Origin of the sequence: Pseudomonas sp. NPDC089392 (genome assembly GCF_044749595.1) — a bacterium.
Classification (GTDB): domain Bacteria; phylum Pseudomonadota; class Gammaproteobacteria; order Pseudomonadales; family Pseudomonadaceae; genus Aquipseudomonas.
Window position 1 is genome coordinate 1 of record NZ_JBIVIF010000066.1, and the last position, 25,794, is coordinate 25,794.

Consider the following 25,794-nt stretch of genomic DNA (forward strand, 5'->3'; position numbering starts at 1 on the left):
GCCCTGAAAAACAAAACGCCCGATGCGGTGCACCGGGCGTTTTGAGGCCTACCGGCCTACCTGAACAGGTGTAAACCTATTTCAGGACTAGACATTCTGCAGGCAAAAAAAAGGGGCGGTTTGACCCGCCCACATTTTTTCCGTAGTCCCTGCTTGTCCCAAACATCATCCTGATGAAATCGCTTCTTGCGATGTCCCTAGCCTTCGTCCTGAAAGCCTGTGCATGTCCCTGTGCACAGTTCGAATACTAGCGGGTTGGGCCGGGCGGGCAACCCGCAAACCTCTCAAGGTATTGCGGGGGACACATTTCCTCACAGCCAAATAAGTTCGTGTTTTCAATGACTTGGGAAAACGCAGGAGCGGGAAGCGACATTGATTTACTGAAGGTTGCATAGATAGCTTACAAAACAAGTAAGCAAAGGCTTACACGCGATGTTACTGGGGTAGCGCGGTACATAATCGATATGTGTTTTGCCGGGCAGACTTTGGGGCTGCTTTGCAGCCCATTCGCAGCACAAGGCTGCTCCTACAAAGAACCGCACCCCGCCTGTAGGAGCAGCCTTGTGCTGCGAATGGGGCGCAAAGCGCCCCCAACAATCTCGAAGCCCCACCTTTTTCGCCACAAACAAAAACGCCCCGAGGTTATCGGGGCGTTTTGCACTACTGGCCTTTGTTACTGGAACAACGACTCGCTGGACAGGCCGTTCTTCTCAAGGATCTCACGCAAACGCTTGAGCCCCTCCACCTGGATCTGCCGCACCCGCTCGCGGGTCAGGCCGATCTCCAGGCCTACATCTTCCAGGGTGCTGCTTTCATGCCCGCGCAGGCCAAAGCGGCGCACCACCACTTCACGCTGTTTGTCCGTCAACTCGCCCAGCCACTGGTCGATGCTCTGCGACAGGTCGTCATCCTGTAGCAGTTCGCACGGGTCGGTCGGGCGGTCGTCGGTCAGGGTATCGAGCAGGGTCTTGTCCGAGTCCGGGCCAAGCGACACATCCACCGAAGACACCCGTTCGTTCAGCCCGAGCATACGCTTGACCTCGGCGACCGGCTTCTCCAGCAACGTGGCGATCTCCTCCGGCGAAGGTTCGTGGTCGAGCTTCTGGGTCAGCTCGCGTGCGGCGCGCAGGTAGACGTTCAGTTCCTTGACCACGTGAATCGGCAGGCGAATGGTACGGGTCTGGTTCATGATCGCCCGTTCGATGGTCTGGCGAATCCACCAGGTCGCATAGGTCGAAAAACGGAAACCACGCTCCGGGTCGAACTTCTCGACCGCACGGATCAACCCCAGGTTGCCCTCTTCGATCAGGTCGAGCAGCGACAGGCCGCGGTTCACGTAACGACGGGCAATTTTCACAACCAGGCGCAGGTTGCTTTCGATCATGCGCTTGCGGCCGGCAGGGTCGCCCTTTTGCGACAGGCGCGCAAAATGCACTTCCTCTTCCGGCGAAAGCAGCGGCGAGAATCCGATCTCGTTGAGATACAGCTGGGTGGCATCGAGCGCCCGGCTGTAATCGATGTACTTGTGTTGCTTGAGCGAAGAGCCCGACTTCGCCCGGGTCCGAACCGAAGATACAGCAGGTTCGTCTGACACCACATCCGTTTCCAAAACGATCCCCGTCTCCATCAGGAGCACGTCGTCGTCGATGTCAAACTCCGGCACTTCTTTGCTGAGAGCCATTGTTATAGTCCTTTGCTGAGTTCGAACTCAGACTCGAGCGGCACCTTGATCCCTGGCAGCGCTTGAGCCTGTCCCCTCTACATCGCAGGAACAGGCCGGGTACAACGGTCAACGACTTGGCAGGAACTGGAGTGGATCGACGGGTTTGCCCTGGCGGCGAATCTCGAAATGCAGCTTCACCCGATCAGCGCCCGTGGACCCCATTTCAGCAATCGACTGCCCTGCCTTGACCTGCTGCCCCTCCCGAACCAACAGCCTGCGGTTATGACCGTAGGCACTGACGTAGGTATCGCTGTGCTTGATGATGATCAGCTCGCCGTAGCCCCTTAAACCACTCCCGGCGTAAACCACCGCACCATCAGACGCAGCAAAAACAGGCTGTCCCAAATCACCGGCGATATCAATGCCTTTATTCAAACTACCGTTTGAAGCAAATTTTCCAATCAATACGCCATTGGCAGGCCAGGTCCAGCCGCCTACTGCGCGCTCCGCAGCGGGCACGGTGGCGGCCACCGGGGCGCTGCTGGAAGACGCTGGCGTGGCCGGTTTGCTGGTGCTGACAGGTGCAGTGGCAGTGCTGCCCACAGGCCGCCGGATGACCGTGGTCTTGCTCGACGAGGACGGGCTGGACACCACCGTGGTGCTGCTGGTAGAGCCGCTGCTGAAACGAATCGCTTGCCCTGGGCGAATGGTATAGGGCGCCGCGATGCCGTTGCGGGCAGCCAGCTCCTTGTAGTCCCAGCCATAGCGGAAGGCGATGGAGAACAGCGTGTCACCAGGCTTGACGATGTACTGCCCGGACGTCACCGCCGGGCGCTTGGGCACGGTGTTATTGCGGTCGACCACCCGCGCGCTGCTGCTGGTGCTGCTGGTGCTCGAGCAACCCACCAGTAGCGTGCCCATGGCCAGTGCAATCACCAGAAGCTTGAAACCCGACCCGTCCTTGCGCTGCCGAATGACTGTGCGACCCACCCGCGCTCCCCTCATGGTGCCGAAAAACGATATGAAGACAAGAAATGCAATATTGTTGCAATTATAACCAAGCCCGCTCACATTGGCAGGGCCGATGCAAAGGCATGTGCAAATGGCTGTTGCAAGCTATGGGCCAGCGTATCGCCCCGCCAGATAGACAGGGCGTTGCGGCAAGAATTCGCTGCTGGCGCAAAAATATCGCGCGACTCAAACCCGTGCAGCTTAAGCCAGCGGCCCGTTGAGCAGCGGTACGAAACGCACGGCCCCCAGCACGTGACGGGAGAACCCATGCTCCTCGCGCACGATCAGCATCAGTTGCTGTGTTTCGCCGGCCGGCCCCACCGGGATCACCATGCGGCCACCGGGCGCCAGTTGGTCCAGCAGTGCCTGCGGCACTTCCGGCGCCACAGCGGTAACGATGATACCGTTGTACGGCGCCAGCGCCGGCCAGCCCTCACAACCGTCCCCCCAGCGGAACACCACGTTGCGCAGGTTCAGTTCCACCAGGCGCTCCTTGGCCCGGTCCTGCAGCACCTTGATGCGCTCCACCGAGAACACCCGCTCCACCAACTGGGCCAGGATCGCCGTCTGGTAACCCGAGCCGGTGCCAATTTCCAGCACCTTGTCCAGCGGCCCGGCCTCCAGCAACAGCTCGCTCATGTGGGCAACCATGAATGGTTGCGAGATGGTCTGGTTGTGACCGATCGGCAGCGCAGTGTCTTCATAGGCGCGGTGCGCCAAAGCCTCGTCGACGAACAGGTGGCGTGGCGTACGACGGATTACGTCGAGCACCTTGGTGTTGGAAACGCCCTCTTCGCTCAGGCGCTGGATCAGCCGTTCCCGGGTGCGCTGGGAAGTCATGCCAATGCCACGCCGCAGCATATCGTCCTCACGCATCAGAGCAGGCCCTCCAGCCAACCGTCTAGCTGCTCGAAGGCATCATTGAAGGTGCGGTCGAACTGCAGCGGGGTGATCGATACGTAGCCTTGCATTACCGCGTGGAAGTCAGTGCCCGGGCCGCCGTCCTCGGCATCACCGGCCACAGCGATCCAGTAGCCTTCCTTGCCGCGCGGGTTGACCACCTTGGTCGGTGCCGCCGCCCGCGCCCGGTGACCGAGGCGGGTGAGCTGGATGCCACGAATGTGCTCCAGCGGCAAATTGGGGATATTGACGTTGAGTACGGTGCGTGGCGGCAGCGCCAGGCGCGACTGTGCCTCGACCAGGCGGCGGGCGATGTAAGCCGCGGTCGGCAGGTTGTCTGGCTGGCGTGACAACAGCGAAAACGCCAGCGACGTACCCCCGAGGAAACGGCCTTCCAGCGCTGCAGCGACCGTACCCGAGTACAGCACGTCGTCACCCAGGTTGGCACCCAGGTTGATCCCCGACACGACCATGTCCGGCGTGTGCGGCAACAGCCCATTGAGCCCCAGGTGCACGCAGTCGGTCGGCGTGCCGTTGAGGCTGATGAAGCCATTGGCCAGGGTCTGCGGGTGCAGTGGCCGGTCCAGCGTCAGCGAACTGCTGGCGCCGCTCTTGTCTTGCTCCGGTGCGATTACCGCACATTCGGCATAATCTGCCAGCGCAGCGTGCAGCGCGGCGATGCCCGGTGCGGTAACACCGTCGTCATTAGAAATCAGAATACGCATGGGCTGTCCGTCTGCCCTGCCGACACCAGATCCACGACTTCGCGCACCACCACGGTGGCGAAGCATCCGGCCGGCAGGACGAATTCCAGTTGCAGGATATCAGGCTCGGGATAATGCCACGTCAGGCCGCCAATAGGGAGCCGCAGAATGCGCCGTTCGTGATCCATACCCGCTTGGGCCAACCACTGGCAAAGTGCCGGCAGGCGGCCACCCACAGCGTTTTCCAGCTGCGCGGCGGTACCGCCAGCGGGCGAATCGCCCTCGCCCCACATTGGGCCGGTCGGATGCAGGTCGAGAATCGCCAGGCGTGGGTCGGCGCATTCCGCCTCCCCCGCCGGGAAGAAGCTACGGCTATCGGTGAACGCCAGCAGGTCGCCAACCTGGGCCCGATTCCAGCTACCTTCGACGACACGTGCCGCCAGCAGTTGATTGAACAGGTAACTGCGCCCGGCCGAAAGCAGCCGCGAACGCACATTACGCTGTTCGGGCAACGCCTTGCGCGCGGCCCAGTCAAGGGCGTCGTGGACGTTGCCGCCGCCGTGGCCGAAGCGCTGGGTGCCGAAATAGTTGGGCACACCTTGTTGCTTGAGTTGCTGCAGGCGCGCATCCAGCGCCTGGTGGTCGGCAGCCAGGGCAGTCAGGCGCAGGGTGAAGCCGTTGGCCGAATGCGCGCCACGTTGCAGCTTGCGCTGGTGGCGCACCTGCTTGAGCACACGCAAGGTGGCATCCTCGGCACGCGACAGGTCCGGGTCGGCCTTGCCTGGCAGGTGCAGGCTGAACCACTGGCGAGTCAGCGCCTGGCGGTCCTTGAGGCCGGCATAACTGATGCTACGCACCGGCACGCCGGCAGCGCGGGCCAGGCGGCGCGCGGCTTCCTCGGTATTCAGGTCGCGCTTCTCGACCCACAGCCACAGGTGCTCGCCCTGGCCCGACAGCGGGATATCCAGCACTTCGTCGACCTGGAAGTCTTCGGCCACCGCCTTGAGTATGGCGGTGCCCAGTGGTTCGCCCGATGCGCGCGGGCCCAGCAGTTCCAGTTCGGTCATGCTGGCAGCAGCAGGGCGACCGAATGCACGGCGATACCCTCCTCACGGCCACAGAAGCCCAGTTTTTCGGTGGTAGTAGCCTTGACGTTGACCTGGTCGAGCTCGACCTGCAGGTCTTCGGCGATCAGCTGGCGCATGGTTTCGATGTGCGGGGCCATTTTCGGCGCCTGGGCGACGATGGTGGCGTCGACGTTGCCTACCTTCCAGCCCTTGGCCTGGACGATGCCGACCACATGGCGCAGCAGCACGCGGCTGTCGGCACCCTTGAACTTTGGGTCGGTGTCGGGGAAATGCTTGCCGATGTCACCCAGCGCTGCCGCGCCAAGCAAAGCATCGCTCAGGGCGTGCAGCAGCACATCGCCGTCGGAATGGGCCAGCAGGCCGAATTTGTGCGGGATACGCACCCCGCCCAAGGTAATGAAATCACCGTCGCAAAAACGGTGCACATCGTAGCCGTGGCCAATACGCATAAGAAAACGCCCTGAATTTGTCAGGGCGTGATTCTACCTGCTTTTGAGGCATTGGGGCTGGAGGTGATTGCCGCAGCATTATCTGCGCCTGGGAGATCGAGCGCCGCCCGCGCGGCGCTTCGCGGGACAAGTCGGATCGCCGCACCGCCGCTCCCACATCTGTTTCGGGCCAGTCACTCCTGTGACAGGCTCGCGCGCCCCTTGGCGTACGGCTCGATATCGAGTCGTACAAACAAGGCGGACAGCGGTCCCCTCACAGGATTGACTGGCCCGAAACAGACAGTGGGAGCGGCGGTGCGGCGATCCGACTTGCCCCGCGAAGCGCCGCGGGGGCGGCGCTCGATCTCACAGACACCGAAAATGCTAAGCCCTACACCCGCCCCAGCGCCACAGCATGATGGCGCAGGTGCTCTTCGATGAAGCTGGCAATGAAGTAGTAGCTGTGGTCATAGCCAGGCTGCAGGCGCAGGGTCAGTTCATGCCCGCCTTTGCGTGCGGCCTGCTCCAGCGCTTCGGGCTTGAGCTGCTTCTCGAGGAAGTCGTCACGGTCGCCCTGGTCAACCAGCAACGGCGGGCACTCGCCGGCCGGGGTCTCGGCCAGCAGCACGCTGGCATCCCACTCGCGCCAGCGGGCACGGTCTTCCCCCAGGTAACGGCTGAAGGCCTTCTCGCCCCACGGGCAGTCCATCGGGTTGCTGATCGGCGAGAAAGCCGACACCGAGCGGTAGCGCCCCGGGTTGCGCAGGGCGCACACCAGCGCGCCATGCCCACCCATGGAATGGCCACTGATGCTGCGCTCGGCCGACGCCGGGAAGTGCGCCTCGATCAGCGCCGGCAACTCCTCCACCACATAGTCGTGCATGCGGTAATGCTTGGCCCAGGGCTGCTGGGTGGCATTGAGGTAGAAGCCAGCACCCAAGCCGAAGTCCCAGGCGCCGTCAGGGTCACCCGGCACCTGCTCGCCACGCGGGCTGGTATCCGGCGCGACGATGATCAACCCCAGTTCGGCAGCCAGGCGCTGGGCGCCGGCCTTCTGCATGAAGTTCTCATCGGTGCAGGTGAGGCCGCTGAGCCAGTACAGCACCGGCAGCTTCTCACCCTGTTCGGCCTGCGGCGGCAGGTAAACGGCGAACACCATGTCGCAACCCAGCACCTTGGACTGATGCCGGTAACGCTTGTGCCAGCCGCCGAAGCTCTTCTGGCAGGAGATGTTATCCAGGCTCATGGCGTACCTCAGAAGTGGATCACGCTGCGAATGCTCTTGCCTTCATGCATCAGGTCGAAGGCCTTGTTGATGTCTTCCAGGCCCATGGTGTGGGTGATGAAGGTATCCAGCGGAATCTCGCCCTTCTCGGACATTTCCACGTAGCTTGGCAGCTCGCTGCGACCACGCACGCCGCCGAATGCCGAGCCACGCCATACGCGGCCGGTAACCAGCTGGAACGGACGGGTGGCGATTTCCTGGCCAGCACCGGCGACACCGATGATCACCGACTCACCCCAGCCCTTGTGGCAGCATTCCAGGGCGGCGCGCATCAGTTGCACGTTGCCGATGCACTCGAAGGAGAAGTCCACGCCACCGTCGGTGAGGTCGACGATCACTTCCTGGATCGGGCGGTCGTAGTCTTTCGGGTTGATGCAGTCGGTGGCGCCCAGTTGGCGAGCGATTTCGAATTTGGCCGGGTTGATGTCGATGGCGATGATGCGCGAGGCCTTGGCCTTGACAGCACCGATCACTGCCGACAGGCCGATGCCGCCGAGGCCGAAGATAGCCACGGTGTCACCCGGCTTGACCTTGGCGGTGTTGAGCACCGCACCGATACCGGTGGTAACGCCACAGCCCAGCAGGCAAACCTTCTCCAGCGGCGCTTCTTTCTGGATCTTGGCCACGGAAATTTCTGGCAGCACGGTGTACTCGGAGAAGGTCGAGGTACCCATGTAGTGGAACAGCTGCTGGCCCTTGTAGGAGAAGCGCGTGGTGCCGTCCGGCATCAGGCCCTTGCCCTGGGTGGCACGGATGGCCTGGCACAGGTTGGTCTTGCCCGAGAGGCAGAACTTGCACTTGCCGCATTCCGGGGTGTACAGCGGGATCACGTGATCGCCGACGGCCACCGAGGTCACGCCCTCGCCTACCGCTTCAACGATCGCACCGCCTTCGTGGCCGAGGATCGACGGGAAGATACCCTCCGGGTCGGCACCGGACAGGGTGTAGGCGTCGGTGTGGCAGACACCGCTGGCGACCACGCGCAGCAGCACTTCACCCGCCTTGGGCATGGCCACGTCGACTTCGACGATTTCCAGGGGTTTCTTGGCCTCAAAGGCTACGGCAGCACGGGACTTGATCATCAAGGGTCTCCAGACAGAGGGTCGATTCAGACTAGCAGTGTAATTCACCGCCTTTTGATGAATAATCCGGCCAAAGACAAAACATTATTGCCACACAGGGATAATCCATGAGCAGCCGCTGGGAAGGTATCGACGAGTTCGTCGCCGTGGCCGAATCGGGCCAGTTCACGGCGGCCGCCGAGCGCCTGGGGGTATCCTCGTCGCACATCAGCCGGCAGATCGCTCGACTGGAAGAGCGCCTGCAGACGCGCCTGCTGTACCGCAGTACCCGCCGGGTGACCCTGAGCGAGGCCGGCCAGACCTTCCTGCAGCACTGCCAGCGCCTGCAGGATGGCCGCGAGGAGGCCCTGCGGGCCATGGGCGACCTGGCCAGCGAACCCAAGGGGCTGCTGCGCATGACCTGCGCAGTGGCCTATGGCGAACGCTTCATCGTGCCGCTGGTGACGCGGTTCATGGCGCTGTACCCGCAGTTGAGGGTGGATGTGGAACTGAGCAACCACACCTTGGACCTGTTGCATGAAGGGATGGACCTGGCCATCCGCCTGGGCCGGCTGGCCGATTCGCGGCTGGTGGCCACTCGCCTGGCACCGCGGCGCATGTACCTGTGCGCCTCGCCGGCCTACCTGGAGCGTTATGGCCGGCCGCACAGCCTGTCGGAACTGGCGCGGCACAACTGCCTGGTGGGTAGTTCGGATTTGTGGGCGTTGCTGCAGGATGGCCGCGAGATCAGCCAGCGGGTGCAGGGCAACTGGCGCTGCAACAGCGGGCAGGCGGTGCTGGATGCAGCGCTGCAAGGGATGGGTTTGTGCCAGTTGCCGGACTATTACGTGCTGGAGCACCTGAACAGTGGCGCGCTGGTGTCGCTGCTGGAGGGGCACCAGCCGCCGAATACGGCGGTTTGGGCGCTGTATCCGCAGCAGCGGCATTTGTCGCCGAAAGTGCGGCGCCTGGTGGATTACCTGAAAGAAGGGTTGGCGGGGTTGCCAGAGTATCGGTTGGGCTGAAGAGGTGCGTTGCCTGTTCCGGCCTATTCGCGGGTGAACCCGCTCCTACATGAAACCGCGCCCCATGTAGGAGCGGGTTTACCCGCGAAGAGGCCAGTACAGGAGTAAGCGATTCAGCGGCGCCCGGCCCAGCGCTGGCGCAACCACTCCAGGTCTTCCGGCCGGGTCACCTTGATGTTGTCACTGCGCCCTTCGACCAGCCGAGGCGCCTGGCCGGACCATTCGATGGCAGAGGCTTCATCGGTCACCACCACATCCGAAACCAGGCACTCGGCCAGCGCCCGATGCAAGGCCCCCAGGCGGAACATCTGCGGCGTATAGGCCTGCCAGATGGTACTGCGGTCCACAGTAGCGCTCACCCGGCCGTTGCCATCGGCACGCTTGAGGGTATCGCGCGCCGGCACCGCCAGCAGGCCACCCACGGGGTCATCGGCCAACTCCGCCAACAGCTTGTCCAGGTCGCTACGCGCCAGGTTCGGCCGTGCAGCATCGTGCACCAACACCCAGTCACTGTCCTCAGCCCCCTGGGCATGCAGCAACAGCAGGGCATTGAGCACCGAATCGGCACGCTCGCGCCCGCCCGCCGCGCGCTGGATACGCGGGTCGCTGGCGCAGCGCAGGTTGGGCCAGTACGGGTCATCTTCGGCAATGCTGACCACCACGCCCTTGAGCGCGGGGTGGCCAAGAAAACAGTCGAGGCTGTGCTCGAGAAGGGTCTGCCCGGCCAGCTCCAGGTATTGCTTGGGGCGGTCGGCAGCCATGCGGGCACCAACGCCCGCAGCAGGAATCACGGCCCAGAAGGCCGGTAAGGTATCGATCATTTTTGTGGCAACTGGAAGAGGGTTTCGCCCTCTTTGACCATTCCCAATTCGTGGCGAGCCCGCTCTTCAACGGTCTCCATGCCTTTTTTCAACTCCAGCACTTCGGCATCGAGCACGCGATTACGCTCGAGCAGGCGCTCGTTCTCGGCATGCTGCTCGGCTATCTGCTGCTGAAGCTCGGTCACTTGCGCCAGGCTGCCGTTGCCCACCCAAAGGCGGTACTGCAGGCCACCCAACAGCAGGAGCAGAACGAGGAACAACCAATAGGGACTGCGCATCACGTTATCCAGGTTAAAAAGGCTGCCGCGTACTTTTTACTTCGGGGCCTCGAATAGCACGAAGCCTGGCCGAGGCCAGGCTTCGTAGACAGAAACCCGTTGGAATGTAGGAAAGTTCAGTACGAACGTTCCTACAACTCCGGCTGCTGTCTTTTTACCATCTCTTGCTTAGCCGCGAAACTCGGCACGACCACGGTAAACCGCTTTGGCACCCAGTTGCTCTTCGATGCGCAGCAGCTGGTTGTACTTGGAAACGCGGTCGGAGCGGCACAGCGAACCGGTCTTGATCTGACCAGCAGCAGTACCCACGGCCAGGTCGGCAATGGTCGAGTCTTCGGTTTCACCGGAACGGTGCGAGATCACTGCGGTGTAGCCGGCAGCCTTGGCCATCTGGATGGCTTCCAGGGTTTCGGTCAGCGAGCCGATCTGGTTGAACTTGATCAGGATCGAGTTACCGATGCCCTTCTCGATGCCTTCCTTGAGGATCTTGGTGTTGGTCACGAACAGGTCGTCACCTACCAGCTGCACCTTTTCACCGATCTTGTCGGTGAGGATTTTCCAGCCAGCCCAGTCGGACTCGTCCAGGCCGTCTTCGATCGAGATGATCGGGAAGCGCTCGGTCAGGCCTTTCAGGTAGTCAGCGAAGCCTTCGGCGTCGAACGACTTGCCTTCGCCGGACAGGTTGTACTTGCCGTCTTCGTAGAATTCGGAAGCCGCGCAGTCCAGGGCCAGGGTTACGTCGGTGCCCAGCTTGTAGCCGGCTTTTTCGACGGCTTCGGCGATGGCAGCCAGGGCGTCTTCGTTGGAAGCCAGGTTAGGGGCGAAGCCACCTTCGTCACCTACGGCAGTGTTCAGGCCACGGGCCTTCAGCACGGCTTTGAGGTGGTGGAAGATTTCAGTACCCATGCGCAGGCCGTCGGAGAAGGTCTTGGCGCCAACTGGCTGAACCATGAACTCCTGGATGTCGACGTTGTTGTCGGCGTGCTCGCCACCGTTGATGATGTTCATCATCGGAACCGGCATCGAGTACTGGCCTGGGGTGCCGTTCAGGTTGGCGATGTGCGCGTACAGCGGCAGGTCCTGGTCCTGGGCAGCAGCCTTGGCGGCAGCCAGGGAAACAGCCAGGATGGCGTTGGCGCCCAGCTTGGCCTTGTTCTCGGTACCGTCCAGTTCGATCATGGCGCGGTCCAGGGCCTTCTGGTCGGCAGGGTCCTTGCCCAGCAGCAGGTCACGGATCGGGCCGTTGATGTTGGCGACGGCCTTCAGCACGCCCTTGCCCAGGTAACGGCTCTTGTCGCCATCACGCAGCTCCAGCGCTTCGCGCGAGCCAGTGGAAGCACCGGACGGCGCGCAAGCACTGCCGATGATGCCGTTGTCGAGCAGTACATCGGCTTCCACGGTGGGGTTGCCACGCGAATCGAGAACTTCACGACCTTTGATGTCGACGATTTTTGCCATTGTTGTAAGCACTCCAGAATTGACGAAAACAACGCAGCTTTAGGGAATTCTTGCCTTTCACCAGGCGGGGATGCGGCAGGCAGGCCTGGCAAAAGCAACCCCTGACCGAACGGTCAGGGGTAGATCGGGGCGTACTTTACCCGAGAAATGAGCCTTGCGCGGCCTTAACCGTCGGAAAACTCAACAAAGACCTGAAAAATCAGGCCTTGTTCTTCTGGGCCAGAGCCGCCTTGACGAAGCCGCTGAACAGCGGGTGGCCGTCACGCGGGGTGGAAGTGAACTCCGGGTGGAACTGGCAGGCAACGAACCATGGGTGGTCCTTGGACTCGACCACTTCGACCAGCGCGCCGTCTTCGGAACGGCCGGAAACCACCAGGCCGCCGTCGACCAGCTGCGGCAGCAGGTTGTTGTTCACTTCGTAGCGGTGACGGTGACGCTCGGTGATCACGTCCTTGCCGTAGCAGTCGTGCACCTTGGAACCGGCAGCCAGCTGGCAGTCCTGTGCGCCCAGGCGCATGGTGCCGCCCAGGTCGGAAGCCTCGTTGCGGGTCTCGACGGCACCGGTGGCATCAGCCCATTCGGTGATCAGGCCAACAACCGGGTGGCCGCTGTTGCGGTCGAACTCGGTGGAGTTGGCGTCTTTCCAGCCCATCACGTTACGGGCGAACTCGATCACGGCCACCTGCATGCCCAGGCAGATACCCAGGTACGGCACCTTGTTCTCACGGGCGTATTGCACCGCAGTGATCTTGCCTTCCACGCCACGCAGGCCGAAACCGCCCGGTACCAGGATGGCATCGGCACCTTCGAGCAGGCTGGTGCCCTGGTTCTCGATGTCTTCCGAGTCGATGTAGCGCAGGTTGACCTTGGTGCGGTTGGTGATGCCGGCGTGACTCATCGCTTCGATCAGCGACTTGTACGCATCCAGCAGCTCCATGTACTTGCCGACCATGGCGATGGTCACTTCGTGCTCCGGGTTGAGCTTGGCATCGACCACTTTGTCCCACTCGGACAGGTCGGCGCCATTGCACTGCAGGCCGAAACGCTCGACGACGAAGTCGTCCAGGCCCTGTGCGTGCAGCACGCCCGGGATCTTGTAGATGGTGTCGACGTCTTCCAGCGAAATCACCGCACGCTCTTCAACGTTGGTGAACAGCGCGATCTTGCGACGCGACGAGGCATCGACCGGGTGGTCGGAGCGGCAGATCAGCACGTCAGGCTGCAGGCCGATGGAGCGCAGCTCCTTGACCGAGTGCTGGGTCGGCTTGGTCTTGGTTTCGCCAGCGGTGGCGATGTACGGGACCAGGGTCAGGTGCATCAGCATGGCGCGCTTGGAGCCCACTTCGACGCGCAACTGGCGGATGGCCTCGAGGAACGGCTGCGACTCGATGTCACCCACGGTACCGCCGATTTCCACCAGGGCAACGTCGGCATCGCCGGCGCCCTTGATGATGCGACGCTTGATTTCGTCGGTGATGTGCGGGATGACCTGGATGGTCGCGCCCAGGTAATCACCACGACGCTCTTTACGCAGCACGTGCTCGTAGATGCGGCCGGTGGTGAAGTTGTTGTTCTGGGTCATGGTGGTGCGGATGAACCGCTCGTAGTGGCCCAGGTCGAGGTCGGTCTCGGCGCCATCCTGGGTGACGAATACTTCACCGTGCTGGAACGGGCTCATGGTGCCCGGATCGACGTTGATGTACGGATCCAGCTTGAGCATGGTGACCTTCAGGCCCCGCGCTTCCAGGATGGCCGCCAGGGAAGCCGAGGCAATGCCTTTCCCCAATGAAGAAACAACACCGCCCGTGACGAATATGTAGCGCGTCATGAAAAACCCTAGAAGTCTGCGTTAAGGCGGCCAGCGCCGCCGGAGAAAGCGAAGGAAGGCCGAAGCCCCCGATCACCTGCGTCAATCACAGTGCATCTCGAAAAACTGCCGCGTCTGTACAAACCAGGGATATCCCCGGCATGGAGCTCGCTCGTCATTTCCAGAATCAGCCCAGCAAAAAACTGCTTGGTAATCGGCAACTGCTGTGTTTTCGCGGAACCCACAGAAGTTGTATCAAGAAGGGAGGGTAGTCTACCGGAATGTACCCTTCAGCTCAAACCTTGCGCGTTCGTCGGTAACTGCCAATTCAACTGGCAATCCGCCTGTACCAGCCCGGGCAGGTTGGCCACCGCCAGCAGGCGCTCGCCGTGGTACAGCAACGGCAGGCGCGAACGCAGGAAATGCGGCACCTGCTGCTCGTTGAGCAGGCGCTTCAGGTCGCGCCGGCCACGGCCGGCAAGCTCGACAACTTCGCCGCCCAGGCGGTAGGCAATGCGCAGCCCGTCCAGCGGTGCTGCGCCAACAAGACGCACGGTGCCGTTACCAGGCAGCTGCAAAGGCAGAGTTGTATCGACCCAGGCCAGCTGACCAGCGGGCGGCTGCAGCCAGTCGCCACTCAACCACCAGATACGCCCGTGACTGCGCAGCAGTAGCCCATCGGCAAGCCGCCAGACCGGCTGGGCATCGGCGGCGGCATCACGCAGGTCTGCCCAGCCGGCCCAGTGCCGGCTGTCGGGCAAACGGGTGCGCTGGCTCAGCCAGTATTGCAGGGCATTGCGCTGACGGGCCGGCGACAGGGCCGCGAGCGTGGCCAGGCCAAGGGAATCCAGCCCAGGCCAAGCCACCGGCGCCCCCTCCCCCGCGAGCGCCAGGTCGCCTTGGGCCACTTCGTCCAGCAATCCCAGCGCCTCGCCCAGGTGCCCTGCGGCACGGGCGAGGTTCTGGCTGGCCTGCGGCCACCGTTGCTGCAATTGGGGGAACACTTCACCGCGCAGGTAGTTACGGGCGAACTGTGTGTCAGCGTTTGACGGGTCTTCGATCCAGGCCAAACCATGGGCCGCGCCGTAGTCCTGCAGCTGCTGGCGGGAACAAGCCAGCAATGGCCTGACCAGGCTGCCCTGCCCTAGCACCCGCTGCCCAGGCATCGCCGCCAGGCCACGCAGGCCGGCGCCACGTAGCAGACGAAACAGCAGGGTTTCGGCCTGGTCGTCGCGGTGCTGGCCGGTGAACAGGATGTCGCCTGGGCCGAGGGTTTGTTTGAAGGCGGCATAGCGGGCGTCGCGGGCGGCCTGCTCAAGGCTGGCGCCGGGGCTGACCTGGACGTGAATGACCTGTAGTTCGATGCCGAGGTTATCGCAGATGGCTTGGCAGTGGGCAGGCCAGGCGTCGGCGGCAGGCTGCAGGCCGTGGTGGATGTGGATGGCGCGCAGCGCAGGGGCTGTGTGGTGGCGGGCGTAGTCAGCCAGCAAGTGCAGGAGGACGGTGGAGTCGAGGCCGCCGGAGAAGGCGATGTACCAGGCGGGGGCGTTGAGCCAGGGGGTGAGGTTGATCATCTGTTCCTCACTTGGCTTGAGAAAACCAAGCCCCCTGTGGGAGCGGGTTCATCGAGGCGTCGAACCGCCGCGAACACCGGCGAAGCCGGTGCCATGCACCGTGTCGCCTTCTTCGCGGGTAAACCCGCTCCCACAAGGGCCGCAAAGCGGCCCCCGGGGCCAATCACAATCAGAGGCCGTAGCTCATCAGGCGCTCGTAGCGACGGGCCAGCAGCGCGTCGTTGTCGAACTTGCCGAGCATGTCCAGCTGCTGCACCAGGTCGGCGCGGATGCTTTCCGACATTTTGGCCGGATCACGGTGGGCGCCGCCCAGCGGCTCCTGGATGACCTTGTCGACGATGTTCAGGCTCTTCAGGCGCTCGGCGGTGATGCCCATGGCCTCAGCTGCGTCAGCTGCCTTGTCGGCGGTCTTCCACAGGATCGAGGCGCAACCTTCCGGCGAGATCACCGAGTAGGTGGAGTACTGCAGCATGTTCAGCTGGTCGCATACACCAATCGCCAGTGCACCGCCGGAACCACCCTCACCGATCACGGTGGCAATGATCGGGGTTTTCAGGCGCGCCATCACGCGCAGGTTCCAGGCGATGGCCTCGCTCTGGTTGCGCTCTTCGGCGTCGATACCCGGGTAGGCACCCGGGGTGTCGATGAAGGTCAGGATCGGCATCTTGAAGCGCTCGGCCATTTCCATCAGGCGGCAGGCCTTGCGGTAGCCTTCCGGGCGCGGCATGCCGAAGTTGCGGCGTACCTTTTCACGTACTTCGCGGCCCTTCTGGTGGCCGATGACCATGACCGGCTTGCCATCCAGGCGCGCAGTACCACCCACGATGGCGGCGTCGTCGGAGAAATGGCGGTCACCGTGCAGTTCTTCGAACTCGGTGAAGATGTGCTCCAGGTAGTCCAAGGTGTAAGGACGACGCGGATGACGGGCCAGGCGGGCGATCTGCCAGCTGGTCAGGTTGCCGAAGATGCTTTCGGTCAGGGTGCTGCTCTTGTCTTGCAGACGGGCAATTTCATCGCTGATGTTCAGCGAGTTGTCGTTGCCCACCAGGCGCAGGCCTTCGATTTTGGCTTGCAGGTCGGCAATCGGCTGTTCGAAATCGAGAAAATTCGGGTTCATAGTCATCCGTCTTGGGTCTACGGCCAGGCGGCCGGCCGGTTGATCCGTTTGGCGCCCTACCTTAAGGGATCAGGCGCATTCAGGTCGAGATTAAATTTTTTTCGGTTCAACGATATTGCAGGAAGACGTTCTCACGCCCGAACTGGTCACGCAGTGCCTGAATCAGCCCATCGGCAGGGTCGATCGCCCACTGCTCGCCGAACTGCAACATGGCCTTGGCGTCGCTGCCGGTGTATTCCAGGGTGATCGGGCAAGCGCCGCGATGGCGGGTAATCAACTCGCCCAGCCACTTCAGCCGGTCGCCCTTCAGTGCCTCGTGTGCCACCTTCAGGCGCAGGCTCTCGGCCAGCTTGGTGCGCGCGTCTTCCATGGTCATTACTTGCTTGACCCGCAGGCGCAAGCCACCGGAGAAGTCATCATTGCTGACCTCGCCTTCGACCACCACCATGGCATCGTTCTGCAGCAAGGACTGTGCCGCAATGTAGGCGTCGGCAAACAGCGATGCCTCAATGCGCCCGGAGCGGTCATCCAGGGTGACGAAGCCCATCTTGTCGCCCTTCTTGTTCTTCATCACCCGCAGGGCAATGATCATCCCGGCGATGGTCTGGGTTTCGCGCGATGGCTTGAGGTCGATGATGCGCTGGCGGGCGAAGCGGCGGATCTCGGTCTCGTACTCGTCGATCGGGTGGCCGGTCAGGTACAGGCCCAGGGTGTCCTTCTCGCCCTTCAGGCGTTCTTTCAGGGTCAGCTCGCGCACCTTGCGGTGGTTGGCATAAACATCGACATCCGCTTCATCGAACATACTGCCGAACAGGTCGACGTGGCCACTGTCCGCGGTGTGGGCGGCCTGCTCGGCGGCCTTCACGGCCTCGCCCAGCGCCGAGAGCAAGGTGGCGCGGTTCACGTCGATGTTGGCCTGGTAGGCCTTGATCTCGTCATGGAAGTGCGGGCCCAGGCGGTCCAGCGCACCGCTGCGGATCAACGCGTCGAGGGTACGCTTGTTGACCCGCTTGAGGTCGATGCGCTCACAGAAGTCGAACAGGTCCTTGAACGGGCCACCCTGGGCGCGGGCCTCGACAATCGCCTCAACCGGGCCTTCGCCGACACCCTTGATCGCGCCCAGGCCGTAGACGATGCGCCCGTCGTTGTTCACGGTGAACTTGAAGTCGGAGAAGTTCACGTCCGGCGCGTCGAGGCGCAGCTTCATGCTGCGCACTTCCTCGACCAGCACCACCACCTTGTCGGTGTTGTGCATGTCCGCCGACAGTACCGCTGCCATGAACGGCGCCGGGTAGTGGGTTTTCAGCCAGGCGGTCTGGTACGACACCAGGCCATAGGCGGCGGAGTGGGATTTGTTGAAGCCGTAACCGGCGAACTTCTCTACCAGGTCGAAGATGTTACCGGCCAGATCCGCATCGATATTGTTGGCCACGCAACCTTCGATGAAACCACCGCGCTGCTTGGCCATCTCCTCGGGCTTTTTCTTACCCATCGCCCGGCGCAGCATGTCGGCGCCGCCGAGGGTATAGCCGGCCATGACCTGGGCAATCTGCATCACCTGTTCCTGGTACAGGATGATACCGTAGGTCGGTGCCAGTACCGGCTTGAGGCCTTCGTACTGGTAGTCCGCGTGCGGGTAGGCCAGCTCGGCGCGGCCGTGTTTGCGGTTGATGAAGTCGTCCACCATGCCGGACTGCAGCGGGCCTGGGCGGAACAGTGCCACCAGTGCGATAAGGTCTTCCAGGCAGTCTGGCTTGAGCTTCTTGATCAGCTCCTTCATGCCGCGCGATTCAAGCTGGAACACCGCCGTGGTTTCGGCCTTCTGCAGCAGCTCGTAGGTCTTGCGGTCGTCCAGCGGGATGAAGTCGATGTTGAGATCGGGCAGGTCTTTCTTGGCCTGCTCGCGGTTAATGATCTCCATCGCCCACTTGATGATGGTCAAGGTACGCAGGCCGAGGAAGTCGAACTTGACCAGGCCGGCGGCCTCGACGTCGTCCTTGTCGAACTGGGTTACCAGGCCGCCGCCCTCTTCGTCACAGGCAATCGGCGAAAAGTCGGTAAGCTTGGTCGGGGCGATTACCACACCACCGGCGTGCTTGCCGGTACCGCGGGTGACGCCTTCCAGCTTCAGGGCCATGTCCCAGATTTCGCGGCCGTCCTCATCGCTCTTGAGGAAGTCGCGCAGGATCTCTTCCTGCTCGTAGGCCTTCTCCAGGGTCATGCCCACTTCGAACGGGATCATCTTCGACAGGCGGTCGGCCAGGCCGTAGGACTTGCCCTGCACCCGCGCCACGTCACGCACCACGGCCTTGGCGGCCATGGTACCGAAGGTGATGATCTGGCTTACCGCGTTGCGGCCATAAGCCTCGGCCACGTAGTCGATGACCCGGTCACGGCCGTCCATGCAGAAGTCGACGTCGAAGTCGGGCATGGAAACACGTTCAGGGTTGAGGAAGCGCTCGAACAGCAGGTCGTAGGCCAGCGGGTCGAGGTCGGTGATCTTCAGTACGTAGGCCACCAGCGAGCCGGCACCCGAACCCCGCCCCGGGCCAACCGGCACGTCGTTGTTCTTGGCCCACTTGATGAAGTCCATAACGATCAGGAAGTAACCGGGGAAGCCCATCTGGATGATGATATCCAGCTCGAACTTCAGGCGGTCCAGGTAAACCTGGCGCTTCTCTTCGTAATTGGGTGTGGTGTCTTTCGGCCACAACACCGCCAGGCGCTCTTCCAGGCCTTCGTGGGAGACATGCCGCAGGTAGTCGTCGATGCCCATGCCGTTGGGCGTGGGGAAGTCGGGCAGGAAGTATTTGCCCAGCTGTACCTGGATGTTGCAGCGCTTGGCGATTTCGACAGTGTTGGCGATGGCGTCGGGCAGGTCGCTGAACAACTCGGCCATTTCCTCGGCCGACTTCAGGTACTGCTGGTCGCTGTAGCCACGCGGGCGGCGCGGGTCGTCGAGGGTCCAGCCTTCACCGATGCACACACGGGTTTCGTGGGCGTCGAAGTCGGATTGCTTGACGAAACGCACGTCGTTGGTGGCCACCAACGGGGCCCCGAATTTGTCGGCCAGGGCCACTGCAGCGTGCACGTATTCTTCGTCGCGGGCACGGTTGGTGCGCTGCACTTCGACGTAAAAGCGCTCAGGGAACATGCCCATCCAGTCTTGCAGCAGCGCTTCGGCCTCATCGTCGCGGCCGCTCAGCAAGGCCATGCCGATGTCGCCTTCCTTGCCCGCAGACAGGGCAATCAGGCCCTCGCTGGCGGGTGCGATCCATTCACGCTGGAGGATGACCAGGCCGTTGCGCTGGCCGTCGGTCCAGCCGCGCGAGATCAGCTCGGTGAGGTTGCGGTAGCCCTGGGGGTCCATGGCCAGGAAGCAGATACGCGACAGCGGTGCTTCCGGGTCGGTACCCGCCAACCACAGGTCGGCGCCGCAGATCGGCTTGATGCCGGCGCCCATGGCGGTCTTGTAGAACTTTACCAACGAGCACATGTTGCTCTGGTCGGTGATCGCCACCGCCGGCATGTTCAGCCCCGCCAGCGCCTTGGCCAGCGGTTTGATCCGCACCAGGCCGTCAACCAGCGAGAATTCGGAGTGGACGCGCAGGTGAACGAAGGGAACCGACATGGAAGATCCTGTAGCAATGCTGAACGACAAGGGCGGGATTGTAGCTCAATTGGGGATGGGATTTGGGGCTGCTTGTAGGAGCGGGTTTACCCGCGAACCAGGCACCGCGGTGGATGGCACCGGCTACGCCGGTGTTCGCGGCTAAAGCCGCTCCTACAGGGGATCGCGTAACGCCTGCAGGAATGGCCCCATAGCTCAGATCAGGGAATCGGTGACGCCTTCACGCGCTTCCCAGGCCGCCCGCACCGGGGCGAAGGAACGCCGATGAATGGGCGTGGGCCCAAGCCGCGCCAGGGCCTCAAGGTGCACCGGCGTCGGGTAACCCTTGTGCCCACCCATGCCATACCCCGGGTAGATCAGCTCGAAGGCGCTCATCTCGCGGTCACGGGTCACCTTGGCCAGGATCGAAGCGGCTGCAATGGCCGGCACCTGGCTATCCCCTTTGACAACCGGCGCCGCTGGCACAGCCAGCTTCGGGCAACGGTTACCGTCGATCAGGGCCAGCTTCGGCGTGACGTGCAGGCCTTCCACCGCACGCTGCATCGCCAGCATCGTGGCCTGCAGGATGTTCAGCCGGTCGATTTCCTCGACCTCGGCACGGGCGATGCAAAAGCTCAGGGCCTTTTCGCAGATTTCGTCGAACAACGCCTCGCGCTTGGCTTCGGTGAGCTTTTTCGAATCGTTCAGGCCGAGGATCGGCCGCGCCGGGTCCAGGATCACCGCCGCTGTTACCACCGCGCCGCACAGCGGGCCACGGCCCACTTCGTCGACGCCGGCGACCAGGTCTTCGACCAGGTTGAAGTCCAGTCCAATTTGCATGTCAGCGGTCCTTGAGCAAGGCCAGTACCGCCTCGGACGCCTGGTTGGAGGCGTCACGGCGCAGGGTGCGGTGAATTTCGTCGAAACGTTCGGTCTGCTGGCTGCCATCGCGTACCAGCGGCGCCAGGGTGTTGGCCAAGGCTTCACTGGTGGCGTCGTCCTGCAGCAACTCGGGCACCAGCTCGCGCTGGGCCAGCAGGTTCGGCAACGACACGTAAGGGCTCTTCACCAGGCGCTTGAGGATCCAGTAGGTCAGCGGTGCCAGGCGGTAAGCCACTACCATTGGCCGCTTGTACAACAGCGCTTCAAGGGTGGCTGTGCCCGAGGCGATCAGTACCGCATCACAGGCCGCCAGGGCCTGGTGCGACTGGCCGTCGAGCAGGGTCAGCGGCAGTTGGCGCCCTTCAAGCATCTGCTCGACCTGGGCGCGCCGTGCGGCGTTGGCGCAAGGCAACACAAAACGCACGCCCGGCACCCGCTCACGCAGGCGTTCGGCGGCATCGAGGAACAACGCACCCAGGCGCCCTACTTCGCCACCCCGGCTGCCCGGCATCAGCGCCACCACCGGCCCCTCGCCAAGGCCCAGCGCGGCACGCGCCGCCGGGCGGTCGGCCTGGAGCGGGATGGTATCGGCTAGCGGGTGGCCAACAAAACGCACTGGCACGCCCTGCTCTTCATAGAAGCGCGCCTCGAACGGCAGCAGCGTTAGCATCAGGTCGCAGCCTTCGCGGATCTTGAGCACACGCTTCTGCCGCCAGGCCCAGACCGACGGGCTGACGTAGTGCACGGTCTTGATCCCGGCCTGGCGCAGTTTCAGTTCGATGTTGAGGGTGAAGTCAGGGGCGTCGATGCCGATGAACACGTCCGGCTTTTCGTCGACCAGGGTCTGGATCAGCAACTTGCGGCGCTTGAGCAACTCGCGCAGGCGCCCCAGCACTTCGACCAGGCCCATGACGGCCAGGCGCTCCATGGGGAAGTACGATTGCAGGCCTTCGGCTTCCATCAGGGGGCCGCCAACGCCGATAAAACGTACGTCGGGGTGGCGCGCCTTGAGGGCGCGCATCAAGCCTGAACCGAGAATATCGCCGCTGGCCTCACCTGCGACCAAGGCTACGCAAAGCTGAGCCATGTCAGCGGGTGATGCCGCGGGCGGAGTTCACGATCGACTGACGGAACAGCTCGACCTCAGGGTGCTTCGCGGCCGGTTCGGCCAGTTCCTTGAGCGCGTCTTCAACGGTCAGGCCCTGGCGATAGACAATCTTGTAGCAACGGCGCAGCACATGGATAACCTCGTCGCTGAAACCCCGACGGCGCATGCCCTCGAAGTTCATGCTGCGGGCTTCGGCGGGGCTGCCGAACACGGTAACGAACGCCGGGACGTCCTTGCCGATGGCCGTGCCCATGCCGGAAAACGCGTGAGCGCCGATATGGCAGTACTGGTGCACCAGGGTATAGCCGGACAGGATCGCCCAGTCACCGACGTGCACATGGCCGGCCAAGGCCGTGTTGTTGACCAGGATGCAGTGGCTGCCGATGACACTGTCATGACCGATGTGGGCATAGGCCATGATCAGGTTGTGGTCGCCCAAGGTGGTTTCCGAACGGTCCTGGACGGTACCGCGGTGAATGGTCACCCCTTCGCGGATCACATTGTGGTCGCCGATTACCAGGCGCGTCGGCTCACCCTTGTACTTGAGGTCCGGGGTGTCTTCGCCGATCGAGGAAAACTGAAAGATACGGTTGTGCTTGCCGATGCGGGTCGGCCCTTTTAGCACAACATGCGGGCCGATAACGGTGCCCTCCCCGATTTCTACATCAGGGCCAACAATCGACCAAGGGCCGACCTCGACACCATCGGCCAGCTTGGCCGACGGGTCGATAATGGCCCGTGGATCAATCAAATTCATAGGGAGCGTTCCGCGCAGGTGATCTGTGCCGAGCAAACCGGCTTGCCGTCGACCAGGGCACGGCACTCGAATTTCCAGATCATACTCTTGCGGCTGAGGAACTTGGCTTCCAGAACCAGCTGGTCACCCGGCAGCACCGGCTGACGGAAACGCAGTTTGTCGGAACCGACGAAGTAGTACAGGGTGCCATCGGCCGGCTTGGCGTCGAGCATCTTGAAACCAAGGATCCCGGCCGCCTGGGCCATGGCTTCGATGATCAGGACGCCCGGCATGATCGGGTGCGCCGGGAAATGGCCATTGAAGAACGGCTCGTTGATGCTGACATTCTTGTAGGCACGAATGCTCTGGGCCTCGAAGTCCAGGTCCGTCACACGGTCCACCAGCAGGAACGGGTAACGGTGAGGCAGGTATTCGCGAATCTCGTTGATGTCCATCATTTCGGGGGGGAAGCCTGTAATAAGAATAGGGAGCGCAGGTGCTGACCACACGCTCCTTTTGCAATCCAAAGAGGAGCCAGCTAGCGACTGATCACTCTTGCTCAGGGAATGGTATCAGCCTTCTGATGCCGGTTGGCCACCTGAGGTCACGGTATCGACGCGTTTTTCCAGCTGCTGGAGACGCTTGGCCATGTCGTCCAGGTGGCGGATACGCGCGGCGCTCTTGCGCCAGTCAGCCAAAGGCTGCATGGCTGTGCCGGATGAATAGGAACCGGGTTCGGTGATCGAACGGGTTACCATGGTCATCCCGGAAACAAATACGTTATCGCAAATATCAATGTGCCCCACCAGGCCCACACCGCCGGCCAGCATGCAATGCTTGCCGATGCGTGTACTGCCGGAGATGCCCACGCAAGCGGCCATGGCGGTGTGGTCACCGATCTGCACGTTGTGGGCGATCTGGATCTGGTTGTCGAGTTTGACCCCGTCGCCGATCCGCGTGTCGGACAGCGCGCCACGGTCGACGGCAGTATTGACGCCGATTTCCACGTCATCACCAATGGTCACGCCACCGATCTGGGCAATCTTGCGCCACACGCCCTTCTCGTTGGCAAAGCCGAAGCCTTCACCGCCGATCACGGCACCCGACTGGATGACCACGCGCTTGCCGATGGTTACGTCATGGTACAGGGTGACCCGTGGGGCCAGCCAACCGCCTTCACCGATCACGCAACGAGCGCCGACCACGCAGTGTGCACCCACGCTGACATTGGCCGCGATGCGTGCGCCGCTTTCAATGACCGCGAACGGCCCGATGCTGGCACTGGCATCCACCTGCGCGTCCTCAGCCACCACGGCGCTGGGATGAATACCCGCCACAGCCTTGGGTTTGGGGTCGAACAGGTGGGAAATGCGTGCATAGGCCAGGTACGGGTCGGCAACGATCAGTGCATTGCCGGCAAAGCCTTCGGCATCCGCCGCCTTGAGAAGCACCGCGGCCGCCTGGCTGTTATCCAGGAATTTGCGGTACTGCGGGTTGGCGAGGAAGCTCAGCTGGCCGGGGCCAGCCTCCTGCAAGGTGGCCAGCCCGGTAATCTGCAGCGCCTCGGGCCCCTTGAGGGTGGCACCGAGGGCCTCGGCCAGCTGGCCTAGCGTCATGGTCACACTCATATCAACGTGCTTGGTTCATGCGCTCGATGACTTGGCGGGTGATGTCGTACTGAGGCTTGACATCGATGACCGCGCCACGCTCGAGGACCAGGTCGAAACCACCCTTCTTGATCACTTCTTCGACAGCGCCATCCAGCTTCGGCTTCAGCTGCTTGAGCATGTCGCGATCGGCAACGGCCTTGGCTTCGTTCAGCTCCTTGGACTGGAACTGGAAGTCACGGGCCTTTTGCTTGAACTCGAGCTCCAGGCGCTCACGCTCCTGCTGCTGCATCTTGTCGCCGCCCTTGATCAGGCGGTCCTGGATGCCCTTGGCGCTGCTTTCCAGGCTTTTCAGCTTGGTCAGCTGCGGGCCGAACTTCTTCTCGGCATCAACCGCGTATTTCTTGGCGGCATCCGATTCGAGCAGGGCCATCTGATAGTTCAGGACGGCAACCTTCATTTCGGCGAAAGCCGGGGTGGCGACCAGCGCCGCGGCCACTACGGCCAATTGAGCCAATTTACGCACGATGCACTCCTGGATAAACCGTTGTCATTAAGCAGGGGCCGACCTTAGAAGGTCTGGCCCAGAGAGAATTGGAACACCTGGGTATCGGCATCGTCCGGCTTCTTGACCGGCATCGCCAGGCTGAAGCTCAACGGGCCCAGTGCAGTAATCCAGGTCACGCCCAGGCCGACCGAACTGGCCATGCCCGAGAAGCCGACCTTCTCGCAATCAGGTTGGTTGCCGCAATTGGTGTCGAACACGTTACCCACGTCCCAGAACACGGAGGTGCGCAGCGAACGCTGGTCTTTGACGAACGGCAGCGGGAACAGCAGTTCGACACCGCCTTGCACCAGCACGTTACCACCAAACGGCAACGGATCCTGGTCCGGGTCGGCGATGGTGCCGGGCTTGCCACCCGGGTTGCCTTCACCGCGGCTCGGGGTACTGCGTGGGCCCAGGCTGCTGTCCTTGAAGCCACGGACGGAGTTGAAGCCACCCGCGAAGTAGTTCTCGTAGAACGGCAGGCCGGAGGTGCTGCCGTAACCATCACCATAGCCCAGCTCGGTGTGCAGGCGCAGGGTGTAGTCGTTGGTGATCGGCTTGAACAGCTGGCCACGGTAGTCCAGCTTGAAGAACGACAGGTCGCTGCCTGGAATGGTGGATTCCAGGGTCAGGCTTTGCGAATGACCACGGGTGGCCAGCACGCCTTTGTTCAGGGTCGACTCGGACCAGCCGATCGAGGCCTTGAAGTTCAGGAAGTTGTCGCCTTCCTGGTCAAGGAAGTCGAAAATCTCGTCAACGGTGTACTTGCCGGTCTTGATCTTGTCCTGCTGAACGCTCAGGCCATAGGTCAGGCGCGAGGTCTCGCTGATCGGGTAGCCCAGGCTGACGCCGGCACCATAGCTGTCCACCGCATAGCTGGCCACGTCGACGTCGAGGTCATCGTAGTCGGTGCTGCGATAGAAGGCGTTGTAGCCCAGGCTGACGCCGTCGGCAGTGAAGTAGGGGTCAACGAAGCCGAAGTTGTAGCGGGTCTGGTATTCCGAACGGGTCAGGCCGATGGATACCTTGTTACCGGTACCGAGGAAGTTGGTCTGGCTGATCGAACCACCCAGGATCAGGCCGG

23 protein-coding genes are annotated in these 25,794 nt (G+C 62.6%); 1 reads left to right on the top strand and 22 read right to left on the bottom strand.

Annotated elements, in window-relative coordinates:
- Positions 1-673: 673 nt before the first annotated feature.
- From rpoS to ACIP1G_RS30420, 8 genes are all read right to left on the bottom strand, one after another.
- Entirely contained in the window at positions 674-1,681 is a 1,008-nt protein-coding gene (gene rpoS, locus ACIP1G_RS30385; protein WP_003252351.1) for an RNA polymerase sigma factor RpoS, read from the bottom strand.
- A gap of 108 nt (positions 1,682-1,789) precedes the next feature.
- On the bottom strand, positions 1,790-2,653 hold the full coding sequence (locus tag ACIP1G_RS30390) for a peptidoglycan DD-metalloendopeptidase family protein (RefSeq protein WP_400743936.1): 864 nt from the start codon (positions 2,651-2,653) through the stop codon (positions 1,790-1,792).
- A gap of 222 nt (positions 2,654-2,875) precedes the next feature.
- Positions 2,876-3,514: a protein-L-isoaspartate(D-aspartate) O-methyltransferase gene (locus ACIP1G_RS30395; protein ID WP_400743974.1), complete on the bottom strand. Its 639-nt coding sequence runs from the start codon at positions 3,512-3,514 to the stop codon at positions 2,876-2,878.
- A 35-nt stretch (positions 3,515-3,549) separates the two neighbouring features.
- Positions 3,550-4,299, bottom strand: coding sequence for a 5'/3'-nucleotidase SurE (gene surE / locus ACIP1G_RS30400; protein WP_400743937.1), 750 nt, complete (start codon positions 4,297-4,299; stop codon positions 3,550-3,552).
- Entirely contained in the window at positions 4,287-5,345 is a 1,059-nt protein-coding gene (gene truD, locus ACIP1G_RS30405) for a tRNA pseudouridine(13) synthase TruD (RefSeq protein WP_400743940.1), read from the bottom strand. Before truD ends, surE begins: the two co-directional genes overlap by 13 nt.
- Positions 5,342-5,815, bottom strand: coding sequence for a 2-C-methyl-D-erythritol 2,4-cyclodiphosphate synthase (gene ispF, locus ACIP1G_RS30410; protein WP_400743941.1), 474 nt, complete (start codon positions 5,813-5,815; stop codon positions 5,342-5,344). Before ispF ends, truD begins: the two co-directional genes overlap by 4 nt.
- Positions 5,816-6,185: 370 nt before the next feature.
- Positions 6,186-7,040 (bottom strand): S-formylglutathione hydrolase, encoded by an 855-nt coding sequence (gene fghA, locus ACIP1G_RS30415; RefSeq protein WP_400743944.1) that lies wholly within the window; start codon positions 7,038-7,040, stop codon positions 6,186-6,188.
- Between the two features lie 8 nt (positions 7,041-7,048).
- Positions 7,049-8,161: an S-(hydroxymethyl)glutathione dehydrogenase/class III alcohol dehydrogenase gene (locus tag ACIP1G_RS30420; protein ID WP_016712915.1), complete on the bottom strand. Its 1,113-nt coding sequence runs from the start codon at positions 8,159-8,161 to the stop codon at positions 7,049-7,051.
- A gap of 107 nt (positions 8,162-8,268) precedes the next feature.
- Here ACIP1G_RS30420 and ACIP1G_RS30425 point away from each other — a divergent pair, with 107 nt between their 5' ends.
- Positions 8,269-9,165 carry a LysR substrate-binding domain-containing protein gene (locus ACIP1G_RS30425; protein WP_400743946.1) on the top strand — a complete coding sequence of 299 codons (897 nt, stop codon included), beginning with the start codon at positions 8,269-8,271 and terminating at the stop codon, positions 9,163-9,165.
- Positions 9,166-9,278: 113 nt separating this feature from the next.
- On the opposite strand, the gene ispD is transcribed toward ACIP1G_RS30425, so the two are convergent.
- From ispD to bamA, 14 genes are all read right to left on the bottom strand, one after another.
- Complete coding sequence (gene ispD, locus ACIP1G_RS30430) at positions 9,279-9,986, bottom strand: 2-C-methyl-D-erythritol 4-phosphate cytidylyltransferase (RefSeq protein WP_400743949.1); 708 nt, start codon at positions 9,984-9,986, stop codon at positions 9,279-9,281.
- On the bottom strand, positions 9,983-10,264 hold the full coding sequence (gene ftsB / locus ACIP1G_RS30435) for a cell division protein FtsB (protein WP_172219556.1): 282 nt from the start codon (positions 10,262-10,264) through the stop codon (positions 9,983-9,985). Before ftsB ends, ispD begins: the two co-directional genes overlap by 4 nt.
- Before the next feature lie 168 nt (positions 10,265-10,432).
- Complete coding sequence (gene eno, locus ACIP1G_RS30440) at positions 10,433-11,722, bottom strand: phosphopyruvate hydratase (protein WP_400743952.1); 1,290 nt, start codon at positions 11,720-11,722, stop codon at positions 10,433-10,435.
- A 199-nt stretch (positions 11,723-11,921) separates the two neighbouring features.
- Positions 11,922-13,550, bottom strand: a complete 1,629-nt coding sequence (locus tag ACIP1G_RS30445; protein WP_400743954.1) for a CTP synthase — start codon at positions 13,548-13,550, stop codon at positions 11,922-11,924.
- Between the two features lie 269 nt (positions 13,551-13,819).
- Positions 13,820-15,103 carry a tRNA lysidine(34) synthetase TilS gene (gene tilS / locus ACIP1G_RS30450; protein WP_400743957.1) on the bottom strand — a complete coding sequence of 428 codons (1,284 nt, stop codon included), beginning with the start codon at positions 15,101-15,103 and terminating at the stop codon, positions 13,820-13,822.
- A gap of 169 nt (positions 15,104-15,272) precedes the next feature.
- Positions 15,273-16,220, bottom strand: a complete 948-nt coding sequence (locus ACIP1G_RS30455; protein WP_110746060.1) for an acetyl-CoA carboxylase carboxyltransferase subunit alpha — start codon at positions 16,218-16,220, stop codon at positions 15,273-15,275.
- Between the two features lie 106 nt (positions 16,221-16,326).
- Positions 16,327-19,851 (bottom strand): DNA polymerase III subunit alpha, encoded by a 3,525-nt coding sequence (dnaE, locus tag ACIP1G_RS30460; protein ID WP_400743960.1) that lies wholly within the window; start codon positions 19,849-19,851, stop codon positions 16,327-16,329.
- Positions 19,852-20,046: 195 nt separating this feature from the next.
- The gene (gene rnhB, locus ACIP1G_RS30465; protein ID WP_400743963.1) at positions 20,047-20,670 is read right to left on the bottom strand and encodes a ribonuclease HII; all 624 of its coding nucleotides are present in this window, start codon (positions 20,668-20,670) and stop codon (positions 20,047-20,049) included.
- 1 nt (position 20,671) lies between these two features.
- On the bottom strand, positions 20,672-21,799 hold the full coding sequence (gene lpxB / locus ACIP1G_RS30470; protein ID WP_400743965.1) for a lipid-A-disaccharide synthase: 1,128 nt from the start codon (positions 21,797-21,799) through the stop codon (positions 20,672-20,674).
- 1 nt (position 21,800) lies between these two features.
- Positions 21,801-22,577: an acyl-ACP--UDP-N-acetylglucosamine O-acyltransferase gene (gene lpxA, locus ACIP1G_RS30475; RefSeq protein ID WP_400743967.1), complete on the bottom strand. Its 777-nt coding sequence runs from the start codon at positions 22,575-22,577 to the stop codon at positions 21,801-21,803.
- The gene (gene fabZ, locus ACIP1G_RS30480) at positions 22,574-23,014 is read right to left on the bottom strand and encodes a 3-hydroxyacyl-ACP dehydratase FabZ (protein WP_008094893.1); all 441 of its coding nucleotides are present in this window, start codon (positions 23,012-23,014) and stop codon (positions 22,574-22,576) included. The genes lpxA and fabZ overlap by 4 nt, the downstream gene beginning before the upstream one ends.
- Before the next feature lie 114 nt (positions 23,015-23,128).
- Positions 23,129-24,184, bottom strand: a complete 1,056-nt coding sequence (gene lpxD / locus ACIP1G_RS30485; RefSeq protein ID WP_400743969.1) for a UDP-3-O-(3-hydroxymyristoyl)glucosamine N-acyltransferase — start codon at positions 24,182-24,184, stop codon at positions 23,129-23,131.
- 1 nt (position 24,185) lies between these two features.
- A complete protein-coding gene (locus ACIP1G_RS30490; protein WP_012270843.1) occupies positions 24,186-24,689 on the bottom strand; it encodes an OmpH family outer membrane protein in 504 nt (167 codons plus the stop codon).
- A 44-nt stretch (positions 24,690-24,733) separates the two neighbouring features.
- Positions 24,734-25,794: outer membrane protein assembly factor BamA (bamA, locus tag ACIP1G_RS30495; RefSeq protein WP_400743972.1), on the bottom strand; the 1,061-nt coding region annotated here is incomplete at its 5' end.

What these genes read in the sequence shown, in the direction of transcription:
- ACIP1G_RS30420 (WP_016712915.1), bottom strand. Translation starts at nt 8,161, where the DNA reads ATGATCAAGTCCCGTGCTGCCGTAGCCTTTGAGGCCAAGAAACCCCTG.
- rpoS (WP_003252351.1), bottom strand. Translation starts at nt 1,681, where the DNA reads ATGGCTCTCAGCAAAGAAGTGCCGGAGTTTGACATCGACGACGACGTG.
- ACIP1G_RS30425 (WP_400743946.1), top strand. Translation starts at nt 8,269, where the DNA reads ATGAGCAGCCGCTGGGAAGGTATCGACGAGTTCGTCGCCGTGGCCGAA.
- fabZ (WP_008094893.1), bottom strand. Translation starts at nt 23,014, where the DNA reads ATGATGGACATCAACGAGATTCGCGAATACCTGCCTCACCGTTACCCG.
- truD (WP_400743940.1), bottom strand. Translation starts at nt 5,345, where the DNA reads ATGACCGAACTGGAACTGCTGGGCCCGCGCGCATCGGGCGAACCACTG.
- ftsB (WP_172219556.1), bottom strand. Translation starts at nt 10,264, where the DNA reads ATGCGCAGTCCCTATTGGTTGTTCCTCGTTCTGCTCCTGCTGTTGGGT.
- rnhB (WP_400743963.1), bottom strand. Translation starts at nt 20,670, where the DNA reads ATGCAAATTGGACTGGACTTCAACCTGGTCGAAGACCTGGTCGCCGGC.
- ACIP1G_RS30455 (WP_110746060.1), bottom strand. Translation starts at nt 16,220, where the DNA reads ATGAACCCGAATTTTCTCGATTTCGAACAGCCGATTGCCGACCTGCAA.
- eno (WP_400743952.1), bottom strand. Translation starts at nt 11,722, where the DNA reads ATGGCAAAAATCGTCGACATCAAAGGTCGTGAAGTTCTCGATTCGCGT.
- surE (WP_400743937.1), bottom strand. Translation starts at nt 4,299, where the DNA reads ATGCGTATTCTGATTTCTAATGACGACGGTGTTACCGCACCGGGCATC.
- ACIP1G_RS30395 (WP_400743974.1), bottom strand. Translation starts at nt 3,514, where the DNA reads ATGACTTCCCAGCGCACCCGGGAACGGCTGATCCAGCGCCTGAGCGAA.
- ispF (WP_400743941.1), bottom strand. Translation starts at nt 5,815, where the DNA reads ATGCGTATTGGCCACGGCTACGATGTGCACCGTTTTTGCGACGGTGAT.
- tilS (WP_400743957.1), bottom strand. Translation starts at nt 15,103, where the DNA reads ATGATCAACCTCACCCCCTGGCTCAACGCCCCCGCCTGGTACATCGCC.
- ispD (WP_400743949.1), bottom strand. Translation starts at nt 9,986, where the DNA reads ATGATCGATACCTTACCGGCCTTCTGGGCCGTGATTCCTGCTGCGGGC.
- lpxB (WP_400743965.1), bottom strand. Translation starts at nt 21,799, where the DNA reads ATGGCTCAGCTTTGCGTAGCCTTGGTCGCAGGTGAGGCCAGCGGCGAT.
- fghA (WP_400743944.1), bottom strand. Translation starts at nt 7,040, where the DNA reads ATGAGCCTGGATAACATCTCCTGCCAGAAGAGCTTCGGCGGCTGGCAC.
- lpxD (WP_400743969.1), bottom strand. Translation starts at nt 24,184, where the DNA reads ATGAGTGTGACCATGACGCTAGGCCAGCTGGCCGAGGCCCTCGGTGCC.
- dnaE (WP_400743960.1), bottom strand. Translation starts at nt 19,851, where the DNA reads ATGTCGGTTCCCTTCGTTCACCTGCGCGTCCACTCCGAATTCTCGCTG.
- lpxA (WP_400743967.1), bottom strand. Translation starts at nt 22,577, where the DNA reads ATGAATTTGATTGATCCACGGGCCATTATCGACCCGTCGGCCAAGCTG.
- ACIP1G_RS30445 (WP_400743954.1), bottom strand. Translation starts at nt 13,550, where the DNA reads ATGACGCGCTACATATTCGTCACGGGCGGTGTTGTTTCTTCATTGGGG.